The following is an 18,785-nucleotide window of genomic DNA, read 5'->3' as shown; positions in this document are numbered from 1 at the left end:
GAGGAACCCCCCATGGTCACCGCGAGCACCACATCCGCCGCCGACCCTCACCTCGACGGCCTGCCCCCGCAGCTCCGCGACCAAGCCGTCCGGCTGGTCGACGACCACCGGGCCCGCACCGCCCACCACCGCGAAACCCTGCTCCGGCCCGGCGCCCCCAACCTGGAGATCACGAACTACAACGACGGCACCCGCAGCCGCGGCCCCGCCGCCGCCGAAGCCCTGAACAGCATCGGCCGCTGGTGGCAGGAGACGGTCACCTTCGCCGAGCAGCTCATCAGCCTTGACCATGAGCATGCCGAGCCGCTGGCCTTGGCCGCCGGTGCCGAACTGTCCACGGTGCTCCGCGCCCGGACGATCATCCTCGCCGAGATTGCCGCGGACGTCGTCGGCAGCCAGTCCGCCGCAGGCCCCCAGATTGGCGACGACGGAGCAGTCCTCGTCTCTGGCGTCCGCATCCCGCTGACCGGGCTGGCCGTCGCCGGCCCGCCGCGGCGGGAACCCGAAGTTCGGGTCGTAGTCGAACCCGGCGGTGACCCTGCGGTGGTCGCCGCACGCCTGCGGGACATCGCCTCTCGCATCGAAGCCTCCGGCCAGTACTGATTTCTGCGCACGTCAGGACTGTGATCAACCGCCGGAACGTTGATCCCAGCAACCACCTCGAACAGGAGTGCATCGTGCCCCAGAACAACTCGCCCCGCCGCCCCACCAAGCCCTCCGCCCCGCCGCCGTCGCTGACCGACGAGGTCAGCCGGCTCGCGCAGGCCCTCGAAGAGGCTACTGACCCGGGCCGTGCCCAGCGGGCCACCGCCGCCCGCGTCGACGACCTTGCCAGCCAGGTCCGCAGGGTTCGCGCCGCCCAACTCCGTGCTCGCCGCGACGCAGTGAACGACCGGATCGACACCGTGCGGCAGGCCCGCCGGGACGCGCTCCGCGCCCGGCTCGATGCCGTCACCGCGGCGGCGCCGGCCCCGACTGCGGCGAAGACAACCGCAACCCGGCGTGCGTCCCTGAAGCCGCCGGCTCGGGCGCAGACCCGACGGGGGACCGGTCGCTGACCACACCACCTTCGGTCGCCGGGTGGCAGAACGGGATGTCACCCGGCAGCCAAAGCAAGGAGAAGATCACGTGGAGGTAATGGTCTTGGTGGGTTGCCCGACGAGCGAGATCGGCCGGTGCCGAGCCTGCGGCCAGGTCGGCTCGGTTGCCGGCCCAACCGCTGCCGATGGTGTCGTCGAGGCCGCCGCGATCCTGCGCCGGTTCCTCGCTCTGGTCGATGCCGGGACGTTGAGCGCCCCTGCGGGTCTCGCCGAGCGGCTGTATGGCAGCGCCACCGCTTTGGAGGCTTTTTGTCATTCTGTCGGCGCCGAGGGTGACGGCGGGGTCTGACTTTGGCGTGGTTCACCCTGCGTAGCCCCACTCTGATACGGAAAACGGACGTTTTCTGTAAGATGGATCTATGGTCCCCATTGACACTGGCACAGTGCGAGCGCTCGGCTACACAAGGGTAAGCACGTCGGAGCAAGGGGACAGCGGCGCCGGACTCGCCGCACAGCGGGCCGTCATCGAAGCCGAATGCACCCGACGCGGCTGGACCCTCGTCGAGGTCATCGAAGACGTCGCCTCCGGCAAGACCCTCGACCGGCCAGGGATGACCCGAGCACTCGACATGCTCGACCGGCACCAGGTTGACGTCCTCGTCGCCGCGAAGGTCGACCGCGTCAGCCGCTCCACCCTCGACTTCGCGACCCTCCTGCAGCGAGCCGACCGGCAACAGTGGAAGTTGACCGTCCTCGACATCGGCGCCGACCTCACCACCCCGGCCGGTGAGATGTTCGCCGGGATCGTCGCCCAGATCGCTCAGTACGAACGGCGGATGATCGGCGCGCGAACCCGGGATGCGCTCACCGAGAAGCGCAAGGCCGGTGTTCGCCTCGGCCGCCGGCCTGCGCTCCCGCCGGACGTGGTGCGCCGGATCGGCGACGACTACGCCGCAGGCATGGGCCTGACCGCCATCGCCCGTGCGTTGACCGAGGAGGGAGTGCCCACCGCCCGCGGCGGGGTCGTCTGGCATGCCTCGACAATCCAGTCCGTTCTACGTTCACGCCACGCTGAGGCGGCGGCAGCCGAGTCATGAGCAGCCCACCGGATCGCTTTGCCGCCCGAGCGAGATCGTCTCTACGGTGGGGAGCCCGTTCGACGCGCTACGGCAGGTCGACGAGCACGGGCGGGAGCACTGGTCCGGACGGGACCTGATGCGACTGCTCGGGTACTCTAAGTGGCAGGATCTCCTGAGCGCGATCGAGCGGGCCCGGGTGTCGTGCGCGAACGCCGGAGGCGATCCGGATCGTGATCTTATGGGCGCCCATAAGATCGCTACGAATGCTCGCGGCCAGCGCCGGTCCATCCCCGACGTCCACCTGAGCAGGTACGGCGCCTATCTGGTCGCAATGAACGGCGACCCCCGCAAACGGGAGATCGCCGCAGCGCAGACGTACTTCGCGGTGAAGACCCGGGAGGCAGAGACCCGGCCAGCGGTGGTGGCGAAGCCGCTCGATGAGCTGGAGGTCGCCGAGCGGTACGTGGCCGCGCTCCAGAGGGAGCGGACGCTCGCAGCCCGGCTCGCGCTGGAGTCCTCGGCGCGGGTCGAAGCTGAGGCGCGGGTCGAGGTCCTGGAGCCGAAGGCCGAAGACCTCGACTCTCTGCCGCGGCGGGGTCCGGTCTAGTTCGGACCCCTTGAGGTGGCGCGCCCCGCAACACACCCCCGAACGCCGACCGCCGCCCCACCCAACCCCGGGCAGGGCGGCGGCACACCCCGCTATCTGTCACCCCTTGACGGCGACCGTCCACGCACACTCCGAGTTGACTGACAGGTGGAATGTCGCCTTGTCGTAGAAATGCTCGGTTCCGGTCCCCTTCGGCCCGAGCTGGTTCACTCCCGCGTCGGTCGTCAGCTTGTCCCCGCTGTCCTTCTCGACGGTGACGATGAAGTTCCCATCGGTGCCGAACTTGGAGCAGTCGTACGACCAGTCCAACGTCCACGGACCCTTGGTGGTGAACTGCTCGGTCGTGTTGATCCCGGTGCCCGTCTTCTGTAGCAGCGCCGCAGGTGCGGCGGTGGTCGCCGGGGCCTGCTGTACCGCCGCCGCGGATGCCGTGCTGCTGCCTGCCGCACCGCTGCTGCTGGGCGTTGAGCCGCCCCCTGAGCTGCCGTTACAGCCTGCGAGTGCGGCGACTGCGGCCAGAGTCAGCGCAGGGATGATCGATTTGTGCATGGTGTTCCCCCCGTGTTCCGTTCCGTGAGGGATGCACCTTATCGTGCCGTCATCATGCTGATCGGGTGGCCTGTCGGATGGGCGACGCCGGTCAGCCGGCTGTCTGCCAGCCGGTCAGATCCTCCCCTGCCGCAGCGATCGCCCCCACCGCCGCCGACCGTAGCCGGGCCTCGGCCTCCTCGGCGCCGCCCGCGGCCACCGTGGCGACGAACTCAACCCGGGCAGTGGCCAGGGTCGCACCGATGCTCCGATCATCCACTCCGGTCCGGGCGCGGAACTGGGGATGTACGTATATCCCGTCGCACCTGCGGCGCGCCAAAGCATCCGGAAAGTCCGTGGACGGTACGATCAGCATGGCTCCGGGAGCGTAGCTTCCGTCAGGCCGCGGGCAGGCGAATCCGCCGTCGAGCACGCCGCTCTATTTCGGCGTGTCAGGAGACGGGAATCATGCCTACACTCGGCTGGCGGTTCTTCACGATCAACGGACCACACTTGCGTTCCTTCCCAGTCAAGGAGCCATACGGCTATCTCTACTCGATGCCCGGTGTTAACCGGCTTCCGCCGTACCGGTGGCAGCCGCACGAGAACCGGCCGAAATGCGATAAGGGCTGTGAAAATCCGCCTACGACCGGATGCGGCTGCGGGTTCTACTCCGTCGACGACCTCGAAGCCCTGTGCGCGGACATGGCCCGCAGCGCCCCCGCACTACTCGCCGCGGGCCTCCCGCTCGCGCTGAACTGTGTCGGCCGCATCGAGCTGATCGGCCGGATCACCACCGGCTTCAAGCACCCACTGATCGTAGGGGAGACGGTCGCCGAACGGGCGCGGATCGTCGGCCCACTGTGGACCGCACCGGGCATCTACTACGAGGCGGCGCGGACAGCGGAACGGTTCTACGAGGTCGAGGTTATGGGAACACCGCGGGATCCGGGCCGGAGCTATGACAGTGAGGAAACCCGGAAAGCGCGTGCGTTCCGCGAGTATGTGCAGTGGTGTCATGGTCTACCGGAGCGGGCTGCGGCCTATCTGCGTGAGGCTGAGCGCCCGACCGAGGATGCCGCGTAGACGTCAGCCCCCGGCGGCCGACGCGGGTCGTGCCGCCCACTCGGCGCGGGTGATCGTGTAGATGGAGTATTCGCCGCCTTGGATCGTCTCGGCTCGATCGAACGCGAGACCGAGCTTCGTGGCGACTCTGATCGACCCGATGTTGTCCGCGGTCATGATGGAGATCAGGTCGTCTCGTTTGATGACGTCGCAAGCGAACTCGAGCGCGGCGCGGCCCGCCTCGGTCGCGAGCCCCTGGTTCCACCGGTCGCGGCGGATCGTCCAGGCGACCTCGCAGCCGGGCCAGCCGAGCGCCTCGTAGAGGCCCGCGCGGCCGAGAAGTTGCCCGGTGGCCCGGTCCTCGACGGCCCACATACCGTAGCCGCGCAGCGCCCAGTGTCCGATCTGGAAGGCGGTCTGCGACCATGCCGCGGCCTCGGTGCTCGGCTGCGGGGTGTGCGCGGCCATCCCTTCCTCGGAGACGATCTCCAGGTAGGCGGGCACGTCCTCGGCTCGCCAGCCGCGCAGCACCAATCGAGGCGTGAGCACGGTGGGAACACCCTGGTCGTCGGGGGTGCTGTAGTCGAGGGTCATCCGCCGCTCCCTGCCGGTAGTGCCTGTCGGTGCACCTGGAGTCGTTCGCCGAGTTCGACGACGGCCCGTTGGCCTTCCCAGCGTGCGCCGAGTTCCTGCCAGAGCTGGCCGGTTCGCTNAATCACGGTCCTGGTCGGTCTGCCTTCCAGAGCGGCGAGGGCGTGCGACGCCGCGTCGGCCGCCTGTTCCGGATCCGGCCGGTGGCGGCGTAGGAACGCCTGCGCGAGCGCGTTGAAGGTGCCGCCGATGTCCTCGTACCCGCCGCCGGTCGCCTGCAGGATCGCCAGCGACCGCCGGGCGTGCGGTTCGGCGAGTTCGCCATCTCCGAGCCGGCCGGAGACGACGGCCAGAAAGCAGTGGATCATTTCTTCGCCGAACGGTTCGGTGCCGACCATCGGCTCGCCGAGCCAGACGGCGTCCTGCATGTCGCGCAGGGCTTGGCGGGCCTGGTCGTGCTGGCCGGCGGCGGCGCGGGCCCGCGCTTCGTAGGCGGCGAGCCGAGCGCGCAGGTAGGGGTGGGCACCGGCGCGGGCCTGGCCGGCGATGTCCGCGGCGGCGGTGTGCCGGCCGGTGTAGTAGGCGATCGACGTCTTCAACGTTGCCACCGAGCCGCTGAGGAGCGGGTCGTCGACGTCGCGGGCGTAGAGCTCGGCGAGGGAGGCGAAGCGGCGGGCGGCCGCGTCGTCGCCGAGGTTGAAGGCGAGCCGGCCGGCGGTGAACGAGAACAGGCCCGCCATCACCGTCACCCGGGTACGGACCCGCGCTGACAGCCGGCTGTCGAGGAGCCGTTCGGCGTCCCGCCACCCGCCGAGGACCAGCGGGGTCAGGGTCGCGTGCGGCATCGTGGTGTATCTGCTGCCGATGTCGTCGAGCCGTTCGTCGAGCTCGTCGAGGGTCAGCGGATCCGGGTCGGCGGAGGCGACCCGCCGGGACACCTCGGCGGCGATCCCCGCGGCGACCGTCAACGCGCCGGCCTGGACGAACTCTCGTCGGTCCGTGGTCGTCTCCTCCTCGGCCTCTCGGGCCGGACCGTCCTGGTCCTGGCCGCCGCCTGCCTCCGCGCGGGCTCGTAGTTCACCGAGTCGCAGCGCCTGGTCCGCCGCGCGGATCCGATCACCCAGCCCGGTCAGCTCTCCGCCGGTGCCGAACACGTCGTCATAGGCCTGGAGAACATGCCGGGCCGGGAGCCGGCCGTTGTTCCGGATTGCGGAGGCGTTCTTGCGGTCGTAGCGGGTGCGTGCTTCCAGTTGGACACCGGACAGACCGTGCTGGTGCTGAAGCTGTCGGAACCGGGCCGCGAGCTGCTGCTTCAGGCCCTCGACGTCGTCAGCATCCACGGCGGTTCCCCTCAGCCGTCGGCGGGCGTCGGGNGGGACATCATCTCCCACCCCCAGGGCGAACGATCTCACCGTTCCGGCGCCACGTCACCCGCTGTGTCATGGGTCGTGCACGGCGGGAAACAGTCCGGCCACTTCCCCATATGGACCGGTCATCGCCCTGCGTGCGAAGCCCCCACCCGCGGCGCCCTCGTCGTGTCCACACGCCGCGGGTGGGGAGCCTCAACCCACACCATCGAAAAGGAGACCCGGCCATGAACCACGAGAACACGGCCACGACCGCCCCGGCTCCGCCTCAGGGCGCCGTGGCACTCGTCGACCTGCCGAGNCCGCACACTGCCGGCGAGCGTGCCGCGGTGATCCTCGACGGGATCGAGGCGCACCCGGAGTTCGGTCGGCTGCGGGCGAGCACCCTGCAGTACCCGACGTGCTGGGCGACGTTCACCGGCTATCCGCTGATCGCCGAGTGGGACCTCGACGCCGATGGGCCGCACCTGTTCGTCGAGGCGCTGCGCACGATGGCGATGAAGGCCGCCGTGTTCGAGCTCACCCAAGATGAGCGGGCCGCCGAGCTCGACGTGTCCGCGCCGGTCGACGAGATGGTCCACGCGCTGACCGCGCAGTTCACGATCCTGTCCCGGGTCCAGGTCGATCTTTCGCTGACGTTCATCCACTCGACGGACAACGAGCGGTTCGTCTACGACGAGAACGGTTACACCGACGAGGTGTACCGGGCCGCCGGCTGGGGTGAGCTGCCGCGCCGCTACTGGCTCGGCAAGGCCGAGACGAAGCGGCGTCTCGACATCCTGTTCGAGCACTACGAGTCGATCGGGATCCAGGCCGGCGGCCGGTCGCACTTCTTCACGTTCGGCCGTTAGAGAGCGCCGAGCGCGGCCCGCAGTGCCTCGACCACCACGACGGCGGGGAAGCTGCGGGCCGCCTCCCGCTCGGCGTCACCGAGCACCGCATCCACCCGGGCCGGGCCGGCGTGGCGGACCAGCGCCGTCATCCACCCGGCCAGCGCGCCAGCGTCGGTCGGCATCGGCCCCGCCGCTGCGGCCGGCGACGTCGGCGCGGGCCACCGCTCACCCGCGGTGGCGTACCGGCCGGGCCGCACCCCGATCCGGTCCGGGTGGATGCACACCGGCACCCCGCTCGCCGCCTCCCGCCGATACCCGGTGGCCGCGTCGTACCGGCAGCCGGGCTGCGGGCCGTCGACCACGTCGAACCGGCCCGGGTCGTGGACCTGACCCGGGCAGACCGCGCACAGCGCATCCTCATCCCAGGGATGATCCATGACCTCGCCGAACCCCACCCGCCCATCATCGCCACACCCCACCCGCAGGTCCGTACTCACCCGGCCACGGGCGCCGGTCATCGAGCACGCGCTCGGCATCGCCCGCGACTGGTGCGCCGGACAGATCATCGACGGCGCGCCGGCGCTCGGCCACGCGGTCCGGGTCGCACTCACCCTCGGCCGGCACCTGCCCGCCGTCCCACCCGAGCTGACCGCGGCGATTCTCCTGCACGACGTGCTCGACTACCGCGGCAGCGACATGGTGGACAGCACCATCGCCCGCCAGTGCGGCCAACGCACCCTGACGATGGTGTGGCTGATGTACGGCGAGCACACCGCCATGGACAGCTACGACACCGCGCCGGCGATGGCGCTGCGCCGCCTGGAACGGCTTCCCGACCTGGTCGCCGCCGCACTCACCGCCGACAAGATCGTCAGCGTGGGGTATGTGCTGCGCGGCGCCAAGCACGCCACCGACCCGGCCGCCTACTGGGCGGCACGGCGGCCGTTCTTGGACCTGGTGCCGTACCTGCGGGCCTTCCACACGGCCACCGCTCACCGGATCCCCACCACCCTCGCCGCCGAGCTCGACACGCTCGTCCGCGACGCCGAGACCGCCACCACCTGACCGCCGGCAGCCGTCCGGCACCCACCGTACGGGGGAGATCACATGTCCTGGCAGACCACCCCGGTCGCCTCGGACGCACCGACAGTCCGCGTCGCCCGCTCCGGCGCCGACGTCGTCATCCGCCACCACACCGGCCACACCCGGTGTGACCTTCGTCTGCCGCTGGTCGTCTGGTTCGGCGTCGTCCGCGCGGTCCGCGCCGGCCGGCTCGACCAGCTCGGCGAGGCGTGGACGTCGCTCACGGCGTCGGGCGGCCGGGTCCGGCTCCACGACGGCCGGGTCGAACTCGACTACGGCTACCTGAACCGGTGGACCGTCGAACTACCCGCACCGGTGTGGCGGGCACTGGCCGCCGCCGTCCGCGTCGGCGCGCTGGACCAGCTGCCCCACGCCGACGACCACGAACTCGCCGACATGCGGAGCGGATCGTGAGCCCCGCGCCGGTCCGGCCGATCGGCGCCATCGACCCCGCCGAGCTGCACCGGGTCCTGCTCTGGGCGCACAACCAGGCCGCCGGGGCGTCGGGTGGGTTCACCGCCCAGCGCGCCGCGGATCGCCTCCACGCCTCCGTGGCCGGCCTCACCGCCGCCTTCGACGTCCTCGCCACCCAGCGCACCCGCCACGGCCTGTCGATCTACTACCGGGCCGGCCTCGACGACCTCACCCCAGCCGGCTGCCGGCCGCCCGCCCGGATCAGCCGCCGGGAGTTGTGGGCGGCGGTCGCCGGGGTGTGGCGGAGCACCGGCAACGCCACCACGCAGACCATCGCCGTCGCGCTCGACGCGCCCGCCGGCCCGGTCGATCGGACCTGGCTCGCGCTGCGCCTGGCGACCTGGACGGCCGCGGAACTGCTCGCGCTCACCAACGGGCACCGGTGGACGCTGACCCGGGCCGGTCTCGCCCGCGCCGAGCAGGTCCGCACCGCCCGCCTCGGCGACGGGGAAGCGTGGGCCGCGATCGCCGCCGAGCACCTCGACCGGCCGATCAACCCGGACGCGGTCGCCCGCCGGCTGGGCATCACCCTGCCCAGATTCGACGAGTGGACCGATCAGGCTGTACGGGCCGGCGCCCTGGCCCGCGCGAAGGGCGGCGCGCTGGTGCTGACCATCGCCGGGCGGCTGCTGCTCGGGGCCGCAGCCGCCCCGTAGATGTCGGGTCGCGCTGGCTGGAGGGGCTTCCTACTGGCCGGAGCAGTAGTTCACGAAGGCGGGGATGCACGTCTCGTGGATCCACGTGCCGTCGATGTGGGTGGTCGCGTGCTGCCCGCACACCGTGCAGGGCCCACCGTTCGACACGATCACCTGATTGCCCGGATGCGGGGTGATCTTCCTTCTGGCCATGTGCGATTCCTTCCGGGTCAGCAGCGTGTGCGGCAGACGGCTCTGCCGCGGCGGACGGTGAGCGGGCGTCCGGTCCGGCCGCACTTCTCACAGGTCGGCATCGGCGCGCGGGTCGGCGTTCCGCGAGGCGACAGGCCCCGGCCTTCGGTCACCTCGCGTACCTGGGCGCGGGCCCGGTCACGGTCGGCGCGCGCCCAGCTCCGTCTCGCGGACCTCGCCGGGCCGGCGGCGAGCCAGTCGATTAGGCCCATCAGTACTCGCCGTCGGTCTCGGAGGGCATCAGCATGGTGCCGTGGGGGCCGTGCTGGCCGGGGTGGTGCACCCAGCTGCCCGTGTCGAACCGCAGGGGTCGGGTCGGGCCGCCGGGGTGGCCGCAGGCCGCGCAGTGCTCGGGCGGGGTCGTGCCGGCCGCCGGCATCTGGCGGTCGGCCCGGGTACGTCGCAGGGGCATCGGGTCTCCCTTGGCGAGCCCGTCAGGTCGGACCTGGCGGGGGNGGTTGAGGGCAGGCCCGGGACCCCTCTACTGCCGCTACCGTGCAGGTCAGAGGGGTCTACCGGGCCCGCTACTGGGGTAGAGGGCCCCGTCTACGGGGCGGGTGTGGAGCCGAGCGGGGTAGCGGGGGGTTCGCTGGCGGCGCGGGTAGACGGGGCCCCGTCTACCGGCCGTGCGGCGAGCGCTTCGGGTGGGATCGCGCCTTCGAGGTCGCGCAGCAGCCAGCCGGCCCGGTTCTCCCCGTCGATCTTGACTTGCTTCATGCTCCGCACGACGCCGGCGTCCTCCAGCTCGGAGGCGAGGCGGGTGCCGTCCCATTCGCCGTAGGTGTCTTCGTCGATGTTGACCAGGGCGGACAGGAGATCCTCGGTCCACATACGGGAGCGGCGGCCGAACGCCTCCAGCACGTCGGCGATCACCGTGGGGATCACGAACCGGACGCTCGCGGCGGCTGAGGCGAGATCGCCGCAGGCTTCCCCGGTCAGCGTGCCCTCGGCCAGGCGTAGCTCCCGGCCGCGCTGGCACACGGCCTCGAAGTCCGGGTTCTCGAGCAGGTCGGCCTTCACCACGACGAACGACGCCGGGCCGGTGACCAGCACGCCGACGCCCTTGTGATGCTCCGACTCGGAAAGGATCGACGCGTCCGCGCCGGCGCGGGCCTTCCCGTCCCCGAGCACCATGTCCGACGACGTCTTGTCGGTGACCTGGGTGCAGTACCGGTAGGTGACGATCTCCCGCAGCTTCGTCGGGACGCTCTTCGCGTCCGGCCGCTGCGACGCGTACACCGGCATGATTCCCGCGGCCGGGCCGCGCCGCGCGATCCGGGCGAGCTTCCCGATGATCCGCTGACGGTCCTTCTCGTCTTCGACGGCCTCGAAGTACTCCTGCAACTCGTCGATCACCAGCGGGATCAGCGGCAGCCGGTAGCGGCGCATGATCTCCGGGGTGAGTTTCCCCTGCGGGCAGACCGACGCGGGCAGGCTCGCGAGCAACGCGAACCGCCGCGACATCTCCGAGATCAGCTCGTCGAGCATCGCCTCGAAGGCGGTCAGGTCGTCCGGGTCGGCGCCGGAGACGTAGCGGTGGGCGACGCCGGCGACGGCGCGGAAGTCGGCGCCGCCCTTGCCGTCGGCGAGCCAGAGCTGACACCACGGGTCCAGGACGGCGGCGGCGACGAGGAGCCGCATGGAGAACGTCTTGCCGCGTCTGGGAAGCCCACCGAAGAACGCGGACTGCCACAGCAGCAGGACGTCGATGCGGTTCCCGCGGGCGTCCCGACCGAACGGCACCGGCTTCCAGAAGTCGAACCGGTCGAGGTCGATGAGCTGGGAGCGGATCGGGGTGCCAAGGTAGGGGTCGTCGTCGGCGACCCACAGGGACAGCCGCCGGCCGTGGCCGCCTTCGTGGGCGCGGACCCGGCTCAGGATGAGCTGGATCTCGTCGACGCCGAGTTCGGCGGCGAGCACGTCGAGCTTGGCGATCGCGTGGGCGGCGGTCTTCCCCGCCCCGCGGGGCAGGTCCAGGACGGTCTCCCAGCCGCGGCCGTGCCGGTCCCGCACGATCGGCGCGCACAGCACCAGCGTCGTGCCCGGCTTGAGTAGCCCGGCGGCGCGGAACGCCGCGTTGAGATGCTCCGGGGCCAGATCCGCCCGCGGGTCCGGCTCCATCCCGCCCACGGCCAGTACACCACCCGGGGCCCGGCGCCGCCCGGCGAGGCCGGCCGCGCCCGCCCCGACGGCGACGCTCAGCACGGGCAGCCAGTCGCCGACCATCACCGCGCCCAGCGCCTCAGCGAGACTGCTGCCGCCGAACACCCCACCGCTGATGATCCACCGGGCTTTGCGGTGCTCACGGACGACGAAGATCTCCTTGCCGAGCCGGCCGGCGGGGTCGCGGAGCTCGACGGCCAGATCCTCCGCGCGCACCCACATCCACCACCAGCGCCCGAGCTGCCACGAGCCCCGCGCCACCGCCGCCGGGGTCCGCCACGTCGAGCGCACCGCCAGCCGGCCGGCGACCAGCCCGGCACGCCGAGCACGGGCCCGGGCGACCGCACGGTCGGTCATCCACACCGGTAGCCGCAGCGGATCGTCGAGCCGTAGCGGCACCGCCGGGCGGGCCGCCACCGGACCGGCCGCCACCGGACCGGCCGCGGGCAGCACCTCGCCCACGACAGGCCCGGCTTCCACCATCGGCTCGGCCGCCCAGGGCCCGGTGACGACCGTGCCCCCGTGCGCCGCAGGCGCCTCGTCGAGCTCGGTCATCGGCCCTCACCACCGGGCGGGAGCACGACGACCGACGCTGCCAGCGGCCGGACCCCGGCCGCGCCGGACACCGCGGCCTCGAACCGTTCCGCCGCGTCGACGACCGCGAGCACGACCAGACCGGCCGCACGGACCGCCAGTACGACCACGGCCAGGACGACGAGCCCGGTCGCCACCCACCAGGGCAGCGCGCGCAGGTCCGCGCGGATTCCCCCGCCGGTCACTTGGCACCGCCGTCGGCCTGCTCGGCGTTGACCTTGTCGCGGAGCCGGCGGGCGGTCACCGCGCCGACGCCGAGCCGCTCCCGCAGCTCCTCCGCGGTCACCGGGCGGCCCTTACGGCGGGCGTAGCGCCGGGCGGCGGCGAGCGCCTCGTCAGCGGTCAGCTTCCGCCGCGCCTGCGGGTTCACCCGGCGTCCACCCGTCTTCGTCGCCGGCGGATCGGACGGCGGCGGGTCCGCGAGCGCCACCCCACCCGACCGGCCCACCGAGTCGGCCGACTCCCCGTCGGAAACCTGCTGGTCGAGCTCGGTAGTCGGGTGCGCGGGAGTCGGGTCGGTCAGGTCCGTTCCGGCCGGCTCGACGACACCCTCAGGGAGGGCGCTGGCGAGCAGCACGGACAGGCCGGCATCCCAGCCGTCCACCGGGTCGACGGGCAGTCCGGGAGCGACCGCCGGGGCCAGGCCGCGGCGGCGCGTCCCGTAGACGCCGGTCTGGTAGACGAGACGGACCGTGCCGTCGGGGGACAGCTCGACCACCGCGCGGCGCACCGCCGCCCGCCGCGCCCGCGCCAACCGCCGCTCGACTAGCCGGCCATGCCGAGCCGCCGTCCGCTCGGCGCGCGAGCGCGGCGGCGAGGCGACGGCGAGCTGATGGGCGACGATGCCCGCCACCGACACCGCGGCCATCACCACGCCGGCGAGCGGGCCGTGAGTCGACCAGCCGTGCGCCAGGTTCAGCGCCGCGCCGGTCGCCGCGAAGACGATGACGCCGACCGCGAGCCAGCGCACCGGCCGGTCCGGGTGCCGCCGCCGGGACGCCTGCACCGCGCCGGCGAACGCCCACGCGCCCAGCTCGGTCAACGCGGGCAGCAGGACGCCGGTCACGGCCCCGTAGATCCGCAGCCCGTAGACGGCCATCGCAGGGACCGCCATCGCCGCGCAGAGCACGGCCAAGGAGTAGATGAGCACCTCGACGGTGTGCACGGCGAGCCAGCCGGCTGCCGCCTGCCGGGCCGCACTCCGCCGCGCCCGCCGGCGAGACATGGCCGCATCCCGCGCGGCCCGCTGCTTCTCGGCTCGCTCGTCGGCTTGGGCCAGCGCCACGGCCTGCCGTGCGGCAGCCGCATCCAGGTCGAGCCGGTTCTGCTCGCGGGCCGCCATCCGGTCGGCCAACCGCTGCGTCGCCCAGCCGCTCACTGGGCACCCCCGGCGCGCTGGTCGAGCTCGTGCCAGCGGGCCCGGCCGGCACGGACGTGCGCGACCAGCCAGCGGACCGCCGCCGCGGCCAGCTCGACGTCGTTCGTGTCAATCGCGTCGACCAGGACCTCCGCGTAGATCGAGCCGTACGCCGTCTGCACCTGGAGCTGCTCGGCCGTCATCGCCCGCGCGAACGTCCGATCGGCGAACCCCTGAACAACGTCGTCGGGGAGCAGGTCGGTAAGCGGGATCGTCTTCGCGGTCATCGGGCCTCCTCCGTGCTGGTCGCCGTGCTCCCGAGCAGAGGGCGCACGGCGGCGTCGAAGGTCAGCAGGGCGTCCGCGTAGCCGTCGGACTGCCAGTCGAAGTCCTGCCGCTCGTCGTCGAGCAGCGTCGGGTCGTCCGCCTTCGCCCGCAGGGCCAGAAGGCCATCGGCCAGCGCCTGCGGGCGCCCCTCGAAGACGTCGGGGATGGTGTCGCGGGCCTGGCACATGCCGAGCGCGCGCTGCCAGGCTTCGCGCTGCTCGGCCGGCGACCGAGTCGGGTCGAAGCGGCCCGCGCCCTCGGCGTTGATGCGCTCCTGCAAGGTCATGGCGGCGCGGGCCAGCGGATACCGACTCCCCACGTCGATCAGGTCGGGATGGTGGGCGAACAGGTCGGTGGGGCTCACGCGGCCACCGCCAGCATCGGCTCGGCCACGGCGATGGTGACCCGCAGGGCTGGCGCGACGTCCCGCATCGGAACCTCGCCGAGCCCCGCGCGGGCGTAGTCGGCCCGGATCCGGTCGAGGTCGGGGGTCTGCTTGGCGCTCTGCACCCGCTCGACGGTCACCCGGCCGTACACCCCGTCGGGCAGCAGGTCGAGCAGCTTGCGGGCCTTCCGCTTGCCCCGGTCGGCGACCCTGGCCGCCTCTCCGGCCCGGTCGAACGCGACCGCCGCCGCGTCGATCACCTCCAGCGGGGGCAGCTCGTCGACGGCGAACAGCACCGGCGCGGCGACCGGCGCCGGCTCGGCCACCACCGGGGCGGGGAGGACGGCCGGGGCCAGCTCGACGGCCGCCGGGAGCGCGGCCGGGCCGAGGTGGTCCAGCAGGCGGACGGCGGCGGCGCAGAGGGCGCGCCGGGCGGTGCTGGCGAAACGCCCCCCGAAGGGGCGGCGGGTGGGAACGTAGAACAACGCGGGTCTCCTGTTCTGGCAGGTGGTCCGTCAGGCCCCGGTCGGAGGGTGAGAGCTCCGGTCGGGGCCGCTTTGCCGTGGTGCTATCGGCTAGTCTAGCCGATAGCTAATGGCTAGTCCAGTCGATAGACTGGCGCTCGTGAAGGACCCAAACGAACAGGAGTTGATGGGGGCAGCCGAGATCGGCCGACGTCTGGGCGTCAGCACAGGGCGCGTGCACCAGATCCTGGCGGCCGATCCCACGTTCCCCAAGCCGAGGGCGGTCCTATCCATGGGGAAGGTGTGGGCGACCGCCGAGATCGAGAAATGGATCACCGAACGTAGACCGGCGGATGACAACGCCTAGCGAGCCCGTCCGCTACTGAAGCGGGCCGGACCGGGTGCTACCAACACCCGAACCGGCCCTTGATCGACAACCCTTGTCTGAGAAGGGCCACCAACCCGTGCTACATGATGCCCGCGCGAGCCTGCCCGAAGTCGGTCAGGACCCGCTTTCCGGCAGCCCCTCCCCGCGCTGGCGGGTCGAACGCGCCATCGTCGCCTCCGACCTGCCCGCCCCCGGCCGGCTGATCCTGCTGACGCTGCTGGTCGTCGCCGACTTCCAGACCCTCGCCACCCCGCAGGAGTTCACGCCGTCGTTGTCCGGGCTGGCCCGCATGACCGGCCTCGGCCGCTCCACCGTCGCCCGCGAACTCGAGCGCCTGGAGCGCGCCGGATGGGTCGTCCGCGACCGACCGGCCCCCGCCGACGCCCGCTCGAAGAAGCTGCGGACCTGCTACCGGGTGGCCGTCCCCGCTGGTCTCCCAGCGGGACCAGCCGACCCGTTCGGTAGTCCCACAGCGGGACTCTCTAGTCCCGGACCGGGACCGGTCGAACCCCCGCCGGGTCCCACAGCGGGACCAGAGCTAGTCCCAGAATGGGACGGGGGTAGTCCCGTAGCGGGACACAATCAGCACTTGCCAGAACTTCCAGAACAAGCAGCAGCAGCGGAGCCCCCCGACGACGAACCCGGGCCCCCGCTCGTCGACAAGCACCAGGCCGCCCCGGAGCCGGCCGACGCCGTCGAGGTGAACCCGTACGCCGACCTCGCCGGCCGCCTGGCCCACGACGAGCAGCTCCCCGCCTCCTGGCAGCCGGACATCGCCGCCGCCCTCGCCCGCGGCTGCACCCCCGAGCAGATCACCGCCGCCTACACGGCCCCGATCACCGGAGCCGTCCGCAGCCCTGCCGCGGTCCGCCGGCGCCGTATCCGCGACCTCCAGCCGGAGGCCGCCAACCCGGCCGCCTCGGCGCCGTCGGTGTTCGTCCCCCCGAACCTGCACCAGATGTGCCGCAGGCACACTCAGCCGGCGCCCTGCGCGGTCTGCGCCGACCTCGAAGCCGACGATGGCGGTGCACCGGCCGCGCCGGCCCGCGTCGCACTGCAGACTCGCGTCGACGGCGTGCTCGCGGCCCACGCTCGGCCGCTGTCCGCCCTGGATGGCATCGCCGAGCTACGCGCCAGACTCCCGCGACCCCATCAACGCACCGTCAACCATCGAACGCCTTGAGCGTCCGCTCCAGAGCTGATCGCTAGCATGCGCCCTCGGACGTACGAAACGGGGGAATCACAGTATGAGTTACGGCTATGACGACCGGGGCTATCCGCCCAACGATCGTGCCGGCTGGCGTGATCCGCGCTACGACTATCCGCCACCGGCCCGCGATCCGTATGCCGGCCACCGCCCGTCCACATCGCCCCCGCCGCCAGAGAAGAGGGGCCTTTCCCGCAACGCGAAGATCGGAATCGGCGCGGGCGTCGCGCTCCTCCTCATCGTGATCGGCGTCGCCACTGGCGGGGGAAACGGAACCTCTACCGCTCCGGCCGCGGCCGCCGCGGTGGTCGCCAACTCTCCCGCAGCCACAGCACCCGCAGCCGCAGCACCCGCAGGCTCCGCGCCGGCAGCAGCGGTCACTGCAGCTCCGGCCCCGCAGAAGGCCGTGCCGAACTTGGTCGGCCTGAACCATCAGACCGCTCAGGACACCCTCCAAGCGGCCGGCTTCTACAACCTGGCGGAAGAGGACGCGACCGGCCAGGGGCGGCTCCTGGTATTGGACCGGAACTGGCATGTCGTTTCCCAGCAACCCACAGCCGGAACAGTTATCAGCACCGACGCGCAGGTGATGCTGCGGTCGAAGAAGTACACCGACCCGTGAGCCCCCACCGCTGACGCGGCGAAGGCCCCGCCCGTGACGAGCCCGTGGGTTTCTGGCAGGACCGTGCGTACCGGCCAACGAGCCGCGCGCCGAGGTTCTCGCTGGCCGGCTGTCCGCCCGCGCCGCAATGGTCCGCGCAGACTTTCGGCCCCGGACCGTCTCGGTGGCCGTCCCCGACATCCGGGTGGGACGCCAGCCGGCGGCTGTAGGTGCCCAGCTACCCTGACCCCTTTCATCGAGGGGGGCAGTTGAGGACACGGTGCGCATCATTGGCGCTTCTGGTCGCGGTGGCGGCCGCCGGCTGCGGGAGCCGGGCCCACGACCCGAGAGACGTCCAACCAATGCGGTCCGCTGAGGCGATCCAGCGAACTCCCGCACCGCCGAGCCCGACCCCGGTCCTCGACGCCAAGGCCGGGGATGCCTGCACGCTTGTTGACGCGGTCGTCGGCAGCCGAGCCGCCCCGGGGTGGTCTGGCGACCCCTCAGAGCGGTTCGGCGCCTGGAGCGCGATGTTCACGGGATGGCTGCAGGCCCAGACCGCAGCCATGGAATCCGAGAACGAGGAGATCAAGCAGATGGCCCTGTCGTGGGTGGGCGAACACAACCAGGCGCCCCCGTCCACCCCGGACAGCGCGGCGAACCCGGGGCAGGTGGAGCAGCTTGTCTCGTGGTGCCTGGCCCACGGCTTCGCGCAGCCCCACTCACGCAGCGGGAGCACGTAACGCTGAGGCCGCCGAACCGGCCGACGACAGACTGTAGGCGCTCCCCGGATCCGGGAAGCGTCCAGGCCGGCCGCGCTCGACGGCGTCCGCCCGGTGGACGCCGTCGAGCGCCCGTGCACCCGGGGCCGGCCCGGTCCGGTGCGTCGTGGACGTCGGCCAGGCGCCGCGGACAGGCTCGACCTGAACGACCTGGCTGGCCGGTGGCGAGTGACCCAGTGTGGCCATGGCCCCGGGTGCATCCCCGCATCCGGGGCTGCGGCGTCTCCCCACTGCGATGTCCGAGCGGGCGCCCGCACCGCCGGCGGCGGACGCTGGCTGCCGGGTGCCGGCAGCCGCGGACCGGGCCATGATCACAGTCCGCAAAAAGTCCGCATGATGTTGTAAAACCGCGCGATCCCACGTAACCCCGTGAACGCATGAAACCCCTGCTACGGCTGGGCTACTCGCCGGTCCGCGCGGAACTGGTCGATGACGACGGTGAACTGGCCGTTGACGGTCACGTCGGTGATGCCGGCGAACAGGGCGCCGGTGCCGGGTAGGGCGACGACCGTCCGGACACAGATGACGAACGACGCGCCCGGTTCCAGGGTCTGCGCGCCATCGCCGGGATTGCCGGCGCCACAGTTCGCGCCGGCCGGGGCGAAATGGATCTGCGGCTGGCCGGACACGCCCTGATCCTGCAGGGAGAGGGCGGCGGCGAGGCGGGCCCGGTCGGCGCCCTGGGTCTCGCTGTCGGCGGTGGCGAAGGCGCGGCCGGCCTCGCGGGCCGCCTGGGTGACGCCGAACGCCGACTTCTGCACCGCGAACACGCACAGGAACAGGTACACGAACGGGACGAGCAACACGATGGACAGCCCGACGAACTCGATCATCGCCGAGCCGTCGTCCACCCCCCGTCCCTCACGGCGCACCCGGCCCGCGCCCGCGCGGGGTAGCCGATCCTTCCCCCACACCGCCCGGGCCCAGGCCGTCCGCGCTCGGACCGACCGGGCACGGAGCTTC

General features: G+C 72.2%; 26 protein-coding genes. 13 read left to right on the top strand and 13 right to left on the bottom strand.

Features of this window, described 5'->3' with window-relative positions; genetic code table 11:
- Positions 1-12: 12 nt before the first annotated feature.
- The 5 genes from UK82_RS07355 to UK82_RS07335 all read left to right on the top strand — a co-directional run bounded on the left by UK82_RS07355 (position 13) and on the right by UK82_RS07335 (position 2,726).
- Positions 13-603: a hypothetical protein gene (locus UK82_RS07355; RefSeq protein WP_055406697.1), complete on the top strand. Its 591-nt coding sequence runs from the start codon at positions 13-15 to the stop codon at positions 601-603.
- 74 nt (positions 604-677) lie between these two features.
- On the top strand, positions 678-1,058 hold the full coding sequence (locus UK82_RS07350) for a hypothetical protein (protein WP_152989821.1): 381 nt from the start codon (positions 678-680) through the stop codon (positions 1,056-1,058).
- A 79-nt stretch (positions 1,059-1,137) separates the two neighbouring features.
- Positions 1,138-1,389 carry a hypothetical protein gene (locus UK82_RS07345; protein WP_152989820.1) on the top strand — a complete coding sequence of 84 codons (252 nt, stop codon included), beginning with the start codon at positions 1,138-1,140 and terminating at the stop codon, positions 1,387-1,389.
- A 70-nt stretch (positions 1,390-1,459) separates the two neighbouring features.
- Entirely contained in the window at positions 1,460-2,137 is a 678-nt protein-coding gene (locus tag UK82_RS07340) for a recombinase family protein (protein ID WP_063897445.1), read from the top strand.
- A gap of 46 nt (positions 2,138-2,183) precedes the next feature.
- Positions 2,184-2,726: a BRO family protein gene (locus UK82_RS07335; RefSeq protein ID WP_055406693.1), complete on the top strand. Its 543-nt coding sequence runs from the start codon at positions 2,184-2,186 to the stop codon at positions 2,724-2,726.
- A 99-nt stretch (positions 2,727-2,825) separates the two neighbouring features.
- Here UK82_RS07335 and UK82_RS07330 read toward each other — a convergent pair whose 3' ends face one another.
- Positions 2,826-3,275, bottom strand: coding sequence for a hypothetical protein (locus UK82_RS07330; RefSeq protein ID WP_055406692.1), 450 nt, complete (start codon positions 3,273-3,275; stop codon positions 2,826-2,828).
- Between the two features lie 91 nt (positions 3,276-3,366).
- Positions 3,367-3,534, bottom strand: a complete 168-nt coding sequence (locus UK82_RS33540) for a hypothetical protein (RefSeq protein WP_161849098.1) — start codon at positions 3,532-3,534, stop codon at positions 3,367-3,369.
- Positions 3,535-3,722: 188 nt separating this feature from the next.
- Between UK82_RS33540 and UK82_RS32480 the strand changes: the two genes are divergently transcribed.
- Positions 3,723-4,340, top strand: a complete 618-nt coding sequence (locus tag UK82_RS32480; protein ID WP_152989819.1) for a hypothetical protein — start codon at positions 3,723-3,725, stop codon at positions 4,338-4,340.
- Positions 4,341-4,343: 3 nt separating this feature from the next.
- Here the strand turns inward: UK82_RS32480 and UK82_RS07320 are convergent, their stop codons facing one another.
- Positions 4,344-4,913: a GNAT family N-acetyltransferase gene (locus UK82_RS07320; protein ID WP_055406690.1), complete on the bottom strand. Its 570-nt coding sequence runs from the start codon at positions 4,911-4,913 to the stop codon at positions 4,344-4,346.
- Positions 4,914-5,032: 119 nt separating this feature from the next.
- Positions 5,033-6,250, bottom strand: a 1,218-nt coding sequence (locus UK82_RS07315) for a helix-turn-helix domain-containing protein (RefSeq protein ID WP_236705611.1), incomplete at its 3' end; no start/stop codon positions are given.
- A gap of 329 nt (positions 6,251-6,579) precedes the next feature.
- On the opposite strand from UK82_RS07315, the gene UK82_RS07310 reads away from it, so the two are divergent.
- Positions 6,580-7,128: hypothetical protein (locus UK82_RS07310; protein ID WP_236705610.1), on the top strand; the 549-nt coding region annotated here is incomplete at its 5' end.
- Here UK82_RS07310 and UK82_RS07305 read toward each other — a convergent pair.
- Entirely contained in the window at positions 7,125-7,565 is a 441-nt protein-coding gene (locus tag UK82_RS07305; RefSeq protein ID WP_236705609.1) for a hypothetical protein, read from the bottom strand. The two genes, UK82_RS07310 and UK82_RS07305, sit on opposite strands and share 4 nt — an antisense overlap.
- On the opposite strand from UK82_RS07305, the gene UK82_RS07300 reads away from it, so the two are divergent.
- From UK82_RS07300 to UK82_RS07290, 3 genes are read left to right on the top strand one after another with little or no spacing between them, the layout of a single operon-like run.
- On the top strand, positions 7,546-8,175 hold the full coding sequence (locus UK82_RS07300; RefSeq protein WP_055406688.1) for a hypothetical protein: 630 nt from the start codon (positions 7,546-7,548) through the stop codon (positions 8,173-8,175). The genes UK82_RS07305 and UK82_RS07300 overlap by 20 nt on opposite strands.
- A 42-nt stretch (positions 8,176-8,217) precedes the next feature.
- Positions 8,218-8,607, top strand: a complete 390-nt coding sequence (locus tag UK82_RS07295) for a hypothetical protein (protein WP_055406687.1) — start codon at positions 8,218-8,220, stop codon at positions 8,605-8,607.
- Entirely contained in the window at positions 8,604-9,323 is a 720-nt protein-coding gene (locus UK82_RS07290; RefSeq protein WP_055406686.1) for a hypothetical protein, read from the top strand. Before UK82_RS07295 ends, UK82_RS07290 begins: the two co-directional genes overlap by 4 nt.
- 30 nt (positions 9,324-9,353) lie before the next feature.
- On the opposite strand, the gene UK82_RS33535 is transcribed toward UK82_RS07290, so the two are convergent.
- The 7 genes from UK82_RS33535 to UK82_RS07250 form a co-directional block, all read right to left on the bottom strand.
- Positions 9,354-9,515, bottom strand: coding sequence for a hypothetical protein (locus tag UK82_RS33535; protein ID WP_161849097.1), 162 nt, complete (start codon positions 9,513-9,515; stop codon positions 9,354-9,356).
- 585 nt (positions 9,516-10,100) lie between these two features.
- The gene (locus UK82_RS07275; protein ID WP_055406683.1) at positions 10,101-12,272 is read right to left on the bottom strand and encodes an FtsK/SpoIIIE domain-containing protein; all 2,172 of its coding nucleotides are present in this window, start codon (positions 12,270-12,272) and stop codon (positions 10,101-10,103) included.
- Positions 12,269-12,496, bottom strand: coding sequence for a hypothetical protein (locus UK82_RS07270; protein ID WP_044884586.1), 228 nt, complete (start codon positions 12,494-12,496; stop codon positions 12,269-12,271). The genes UK82_RS07275 and UK82_RS07270 overlap by 4 nt, the downstream gene beginning before the upstream one ends.
- Positions 12,493-13,689 carry a hypothetical protein gene (locus UK82_RS07265; protein ID WP_055406682.1) on the bottom strand — a complete coding sequence of 399 codons (1,197 nt, stop codon included), beginning with the start codon at positions 13,687-13,689 and terminating at the stop codon, positions 12,493-12,495. Before UK82_RS07265 ends, UK82_RS07270 begins: the two co-directional genes overlap by 4 nt.
- A complete protein-coding gene (locus UK82_RS07260) occupies positions 13,686-13,955 on the bottom strand; it encodes a hypothetical protein (protein WP_044884588.1) in 270 nt (89 codons plus the stop codon). Before UK82_RS07260 ends, UK82_RS07265 begins: the two co-directional genes overlap by 4 nt.
- On the bottom strand, positions 13,952-14,359 hold the full coding sequence (locus tag UK82_RS07255) for a hypothetical protein (protein WP_055406681.1): 408 nt from the start codon (positions 14,357-14,359) through the stop codon (positions 13,952-13,954). Before UK82_RS07255 ends, UK82_RS07260 begins: the two co-directional genes overlap by 4 nt.
- On the bottom strand, positions 14,356-14,865 hold the full coding sequence (locus UK82_RS07250; protein ID WP_152989818.1) for a hypothetical protein: 510 nt from the start codon (positions 14,863-14,865) through the stop codon (positions 14,356-14,358). Before UK82_RS07250 ends, UK82_RS07255 begins: the two co-directional genes overlap by 4 nt.
- Before the next feature lie 443 nt (positions 14,866-15,308).
- On the opposite strand from UK82_RS07250, the gene UK82_RS07240 reads away from it, so the two are divergent.
- The 3 genes from UK82_RS07240 to UK82_RS07230 all read left to right on the top strand — a co-directional run bounded on the left by UK82_RS07240 (position 15,309) and on the right by UK82_RS07230 (position 17,783).
- Positions 15,309-16,415 (top strand): MarR family winged helix-turn-helix transcriptional regulator, encoded by a 1,107-nt coding sequence (locus UK82_RS07240; protein ID WP_055406679.1) that lies wholly within the window; start codon positions 15,309-15,311, stop codon positions 16,413-16,415.
- A gap of 64 nt (positions 16,416-16,479) precedes the next feature.
- Complete coding sequence (locus tag UK82_RS36385) at positions 16,480-17,061, top strand: PASTA domain-containing protein (protein WP_236705608.1); 582 nt, start codon at positions 16,480-16,482, stop codon at positions 17,059-17,061.
- A gap of 341 nt (positions 17,062-17,402) precedes the next feature.
- On the top strand, positions 17,403-17,783 hold the full coding sequence (locus tag UK82_RS07230; protein ID WP_055406678.1) for a hypothetical protein: 381 nt from the start codon (positions 17,403-17,405) through the stop codon (positions 17,781-17,783).
- A gap of 428 nt (positions 17,784-18,211) precedes the next feature.
- Here the strand turns inward: UK82_RS07230 and UK82_RS07225 are convergent, their stop codons facing one another.
- Positions 18,212-18,655, bottom strand: coding sequence for a hypothetical protein (locus UK82_RS07225; protein WP_055406756.1), 444 nt, complete (start codon positions 18,653-18,655; stop codon positions 18,212-18,214).
- Between the last annotated feature and the right edge of the window lie 130 nt (positions 18,656-18,785).

This window comes from Frankia sp. ACN1ag (genome assembly GCF_001414035.1).
GTDB classification, from domain to species: domain Bacteria; phylum Actinomycetota; class Actinomycetes; order Frankiales; family Frankiaceae; genus Frankia; species Frankia torreyi.
The sequence above is the reverse complement of the archived record's forward strand: the minus strand, read 5'-3'. Positions and strand labels throughout refer to the sequence as shown.

Bases quoted from the DNA above. Each gene is read 5' to 3' on its own strand.
- UK82_RS07340 (WP_063897445.1), top strand. From the start codon at position 1,460: ATGGTCCCCATTGACACTGGCACAGTGCGAGCGCTCGGCTACACAAGG.
- UK82_RS07300 (WP_055406688.1), top strand. From the start codon at position 7,546: ATGACCTCGCCGAACCCCACCCGCCCATCATCGCCACACCCCACCCGC.
- UK82_RS33535 (WP_161849097.1), bottom strand. From the start codon at position 9,515: ATGGCCAGAAGGAAGATCACCCCGCATCCGGGCAATCAGGTGATCGTG.
- UK82_RS07320 (WP_055406690.1), bottom strand. From the start codon at position 4,913: ATGACCCTCGACTACAGCACCCCCGACGACCAGGGTGTTCCCACCGTG.
- UK82_RS32480 (WP_152989819.1), top strand. From the start codon at position 3,723: ATGCCTACACTCGGCTGGCGGTTCTTCACGATCAACGGACCACACTTG.
- UK82_RS07295 (WP_055406687.1), top strand. From the start codon at position 8,218: ATGTCCTGGCAGACCACCCCGGTCGCCTCGGACGCACCGACAGTCCGC.
- UK82_RS07260 (WP_044884588.1), bottom strand. From the start codon at position 13,955: ATGACCGCGAAGACGATCCCGCTTACCGACCTGCTCCCCGACGACGTT.
- UK82_RS07230 (WP_055406678.1), top strand. From the start codon at position 17,403: ATGCGGTCCGCTGAGGCGATCCAGCGAACTCCCGCACCGCCGAGCCCG.
- UK82_RS07330 (WP_055406692.1), bottom strand. From the start codon at position 3,275: ATGCACAAATCGATCATCCCTGCGCTGACTCTGGCCGCAGTCGCCGCA.
- UK82_RS07275 (WP_055406683.1), bottom strand. From the start codon at position 12,272: ATGACCGAGCTCGACGAGGCGCCTGCGGCGCACGGGGGCACGGTCGTC.
- UK82_RS07355 (WP_055406697.1), top strand. From the start codon at position 13: ATGGTCACCGCGAGCACCACATCCGCCGCCGACCCTCACCTCGACGGC.
- UK82_RS07345 (WP_152989820.1), top strand. From the start codon at position 1,138: ATGGTCTTGGTGGGTTGCCCGACGAGCGAGATCGGCCGGTGCCGAGCC.
- UK82_RS07225 (WP_055406756.1), bottom strand. From the start codon at position 18,655: ATGATCGAGTTCGTCGGGCTGTCCATCGTGTTGCTCGTCCCGTTCGTG.
- UK82_RS36385 (WP_236705608.1), top strand. From the start codon at position 16,480: ATGAGTTACGGCTATGACGACCGGGGCTATCCGCCCAACGATCGTGCC.